Source organism: Vibrio sp. V03_P4A6T147, assembly GCF_002241085.1.
Lineage (GTDB): Bacteria > Pseudomonadota > Gammaproteobacteria > Enterobacterales > Vibrionaceae > Vibrio > Vibrio anguillarum.
In genome coordinates this window covers 1-4,553 of sequence record NZ_NDIO01000035.1, presented here as the reverse complement: position 1 = coordinate 4,553, position 4,553 = coordinate 1, and the positions used below count along the sequence as shown (strand labels likewise).

Annotated in this window: 5 protein-coding genes; all 5 read left to right on the top strand. The window is 42.5% G+C overall.

From position 1 onward, the window contains the following. On the top strand, positions 1-1,625 hold a 1,625-nt coding region (gene cas8c / locus B9J84_RS01300; protein WP_143698819.1), incomplete at its 5' end, for a type I-C CRISPR-associated protein Cas8c/Csd1. 16 nt (positions 1,626-1,641) lie between these two features. After that, complete coding sequence (gene cas7c / locus B9J84_RS01295) at positions 1,642-2,511, top strand: type I-C CRISPR-associated protein Cas7/Csd2 (RefSeq protein ID WP_094123351.1); 870 nt, start codon at positions 1,642-1,644, stop codon at positions 2,509-2,511. Positions 2,512-2,515: 4 nt separating this feature from the next. After that, positions 2,516-3,139 carry a CRISPR-associated protein Cas4 gene (gene cas4, locus B9J84_RS01290; protein ID WP_094123350.1) on the top strand — a complete coding sequence of 208 codons (624 nt, stop codon included), beginning with the start codon at positions 2,516-2,518 and terminating at the stop codon, positions 3,137-3,139. Then, the gene (gene cas1c / locus B9J84_RS01285; RefSeq protein WP_094123349.1) at positions 3,136-4,167 is read left to right on the top strand and encodes a type I-C CRISPR-associated endonuclease Cas1c; all 1,032 of its coding nucleotides are present in this window, start codon (positions 3,136-3,138) and stop codon (positions 4,165-4,167) included. Before cas4 ends, cas1c begins: the two co-directional genes overlap by 4 nt. A 12-nt stretch (positions 4,168-4,179) precedes the next feature. Next, the gene (gene cas2, locus B9J84_RS01280; protein ID WP_094123348.1) at positions 4,180-4,473 is read left to right on the top strand and encodes a CRISPR-associated endonuclease Cas2; all 294 of its coding nucleotides are present in this window, start codon (positions 4,180-4,182) and stop codon (positions 4,471-4,473) included. The last annotated feature ends 80 nt before the right edge of the window (positions 4,474-4,553 follow it).

The following is a 4,553-nucleotide window of genomic DNA, read 5'->3' as shown; positions in this document are numbered from 1 at the left end:
CAGTGCATAGCCACCCAGCAGTGCATGCTGTCTACCAATACATAGAGAAAGGCACTGTGGTTGCAGACTTGGTCGCCGAAAATGTGCTACATGAACAAGATGGGTACCTGCTGACTAAGTGGCAAGATGAAGGCGAAGCTCCTGCGTTATTAAAAATCCTGCCGAAAGAAAAAGGGATGTTTGACCAAGGTTCAGCTTTAGTTTGTTGGAGTGTAGAAACACCTGGTGAACCACAATCAAAAACTTGGCTTGACCCAAGTATCCAGCAAAGCTGGATTGCTTTTGATAGCCAAAATGGTGATAGCACAGCCATGTGTTACGCCACTGGTGAAGACAAACTTGTTGCGACTAACCACCCAGCCAAAATACGGCACAGTGGTGATAAAGCCAAGTTAATCTCTGCCAACGATAAAAGTGGTTATACCTTCCGAGGTCGTTTTTTATCCAATGAAGAAGCTTGCAACATTAGCTTTGAAGTGACACAAAAAGCGCACAATGCACTGCGTTGTTTGTTAACTAAGCAAAGTGTTTTTAGAAATGGCGATCAAGTTTATTTAGCTTGGGCAGTATCAGGCAAAGAGGTCCCTAAACCTACCGAACTGGACTTAACTGACTTAGCCAGTTTCTTAGCGGAGGCCGACAGTGTTGATCACACACAGGACCTAGGTCGAGCATACGCCAATCAGTTAAAGCGTTACTTTAATGGTATAAAAACGAGAAACCAGTTGGCTGACAACGAACAAATTGCACTGCTAGGACTAGATTCCGCGACGCCTGGGCGAATGGGTATTTTGTATTACCGTGAAACCATCGCGAAAGAGTTTTTAGCGCGATTAGAGCAGTGGCAACTCGATCTGGGTTGGCAGCAGAGAGTCAAAATAAACGAACAGTGGCAATGGGTTTATAGTGCCCCGAGCTTATTCCGAGTGCTTGATGGTGTATACGGTGATGTACTTAAATCTGCTGACACCTTAAAGAAAAACCTTATTACCCGTTTATATCCCTGCATCGTTGAAGGGAAACCGATTCCGCAAGACATCATGCAAAGTGCGTTTCACCGTGCAATTAACCGTGTTGCCTATAAATCCGATCAAACTTGGCTTTGGTTACAAAATTTAGGCATTGCCTGCTCACTGATCAGAGGGTTTTACACTCGGACAACACATTCAACTATTCAAAAGGAATACCCAATGGCATTACAACAAGATAATGCCAGTCGCGACTATTTGTTTGGTCGTTTACTGGCGGTGGCAAACAAGGTTGAAAAAGTTGCACTCTCAAGCAGCGAAGCAAATCGTTTAACCACGGCAGAGCGTTTCATGACGCAATTTGTTAATAGACCTGCATCAACGTGGCTAAACATCAGTAATGCCTTAGTACCGTATCAGCAAAGGCTGTTTAATAACTACCAAGGGTATGACAACGCAACTAAAGCACTGTTTAGTCAAATACACGATATGTTTAATCCTGCTGACTTTACCTCAAACCAAAAACTCACCCCTGAATTTTTGCTTGGCTTTCACAACCAAATGATGTGGCTAGAAACCCATAAAGTAGAGAAAGGTCAATGGGTTAAGAAAGTGAATGACGAACAAGTCCAAGAAAACTTAGAAGAAACAGTTTAAGAAAAGGAACATCACTATGACTTTACAAAATAAAATCGACTTTGCATTAATTTTTAACGTATTAAACGCTAACCCAAATGGTGATCCACTCAATGGTAATCGCCCACGCACCGATTATGATGGTTTTGGTGAAATTACCGATGTTTGTTTAAAGCGTAAAATTCGTGACCGTCTACAAGAGGCGGGGGAAAGCATTTTTGTTCAATCGGATGAAAAGAAAACCGATGGTATGACAAGCTTGCGCAACCGAGCTGAATCTGACGAGGTTGGTTTAGGAAAAGAGGCATTCAACAGTAAAAAAACAGCGCCAGATCAAGCCGCAAAATTGTGCTGTCAAAAATGGCTAGATGTGCGTGCATTTGGTCAAGTGTTTGCGTTTAAAGGGACAGGCTCGGATGGTGTATCTATTCCAATCCGTGGGCCTATAACGATTCAAAGCGCATTTAGTATTGAGCCAGTGAGTATTACTAGTACACAAATTACCAAGAGTGTGAGTGGTGAAGGTGATGGTACCAAAAAGTCATCAGATACCATGGGTATGAAGCACCGTGTAGACAAAGCCACCTATGTTGCTTTTGGTGCAATGACACCTCAATTGGCAGAGAAAACAGGCTTCAGTGACGAAGATGCAGAAAAAATTAAAGCTGTATTAGTAAAGTTGTTTGAGGGTGATGCATCATCAGCGCGTCCTGAAGGTTCTATGAGTATTTCACACCTCGTATGGTGGAAACATGACTCTAAGTCTGGTCAGTATTCTTCAGCTAAAGTGCATCAAACGTTGAGAGCGCACATTGAACAAGGCTTACCACTTGAAACTACGGCGTTGAAAGATTCACTGGTAACCGCTTTACAAGGACTAGAACCAGAAGTGATCGAGGGTTTCTAATCTAATGATTGACGTTCGCCTAATCAACATCTCCGCTCTACAGCACTTTGCTTTTTGTCAGCGCCAATGTGCACTGATCCACCTAGAGCAAGTGTGGCAAGAAAATTACCTAACGACACACGGGCGGCAGTTACATGATCGAGTTGATAACGGCGAGCCAGAAACCCGTAAAGGGGTGCGTTTTGAACGTGGCGTAGTGGTGACTGCGCCACAATTAGGCATAACAGGCAAATTAGACTTATTAGAGCACCATAGATTAAGCAACCAATTCGTCCCCGTTGAATATAAACGAGGTAAACCAAAAGCCAGCGATATCGACAAAGTACAGCTTTGTGCTCAAGCGTTATGTATTGAAGAAATGTTATCCGTTGAAGTCGCAAATGGCGCACTTTGGTATTGGCAAACGCGCAAACGCATTGAGGTCAAATTCGATAACCAACTGAGAACGCAAACAAAAGCTTTAATAACGCAAGTACAACAGCTGTTTGTAAACGCAAAAACGCCTCCGCCAACGAAAGGTAAACACTGTAAGGCATGTTCTCTGATTGAAATATGTCAGCCAGATTTAACCAATAATGATGGTTCAAGCGGTTATGTAGCGGCATTGTTTAAAACGGAGGCGGAATGAAAAAACTTCAAAACTCACTTTATATCACTAAAGATGGAGTCTATTTGCATAAGCAACGCGAAACCTTACTAATTGAACAAAAAGTGGATGGCGAAAAGCAAAAACTGATGCAGCTTCCCATACATTCGATTGGCAGTATATTTTGTTTTGGCAATATTATGGTTTCGCCGCAGTTACTTGGCTTTTGTGGTGAAAACGGTACTCATCTTGCCTTCTTTGATATGCATGGTCGTTTTCTAGCCAATGTTGTTGGTAAACAAACGGGCAATGTATTGCTGCGTAGGCAGCAGTTTAGTGTTAGTGAGCAGGCTGCAAACGAACTTGCCAAGTATATTGTCGCCGCAAAAATACGATCATCTCGTATGTTGCTTTTACGTTTTAGACGTAATCACAACAGCACACCACAGTTAGAAAAAGCCATTGAGCGTTTAAAGCAAATTATTGAGCAATTGAAAGGCGTGACCGCCTACGACACAGTTTTAGGGTTAGAGGGAGAGGCCGCATCGCATTATTTCTCCGCGTTTGCTGACATGTTTAAAGGCAACGAAAGCAAACTGCTGTTTGATAAGCGCACTCGAAGGCCGCCTAAAGATCCAGTTAATGCGGTTATTTCATTACTGTACTCTGTGTTAGGCCAAGAGATCAGTGGCGCATTACAAGGTGTAGGGTTAGATCCACAAGTCGGTTTTTTACACAAAGAAAGGCCTGGTAGAAATAGCCTCGCCCTCGATCTTTTAGAAGAGTTTAGAGCTTACATTGTCGATAGCATCGCCTTAAAGCTCTTTAACAATAACACTCTCACCACGAAGGACTTTGAGACAGATTGTCTCGGTGGTGTAACCATAAAAGACGACGCGCGTAAGCTAGTTTTTCATGCTTATCAAGTTAAAAAACAAGAAGAAGTGATACACCCTTTTTTGCAAGAAAAGGTGCAAATCGGTTTATTACCGCATGTTCAAGCCATGCTGTTAGCACGTCATTTACGTGGTGATTTAGCCCATTATCCGCCATTTGTGATCAAAAAATAAGGAGAGTGAGCAATGATGGTATTGGTCACATACGATGTATCCTTTGCCAGTGAAGATGGTCAAAAACGCCTCAGGCAATTAGCAAAAGTGTGTTTAGATTATGGTGTAAGAGTGCAATATTCTGTATTTGAATGCGAAATAGATGCAGCGCAATGGCTGCGCTTTAAAAATGAGCTGTTGTCAATTTACGACCCTGAAGTAGACAGTTTGCGTTTTTATAAGCTCGGCAAAAACTGGCAAAACAAAGTAGAGCACCATGGTGCTAAAGTCGCCATAGATATATTCAGAGATACCCTTATTTTATAGTCGCTAGGCTCAAGTTCTCAGTAAAATACTGGGGATCTAGCGATTGCATAAGTTCCTGTCTCTTATACACATCTCCGAGC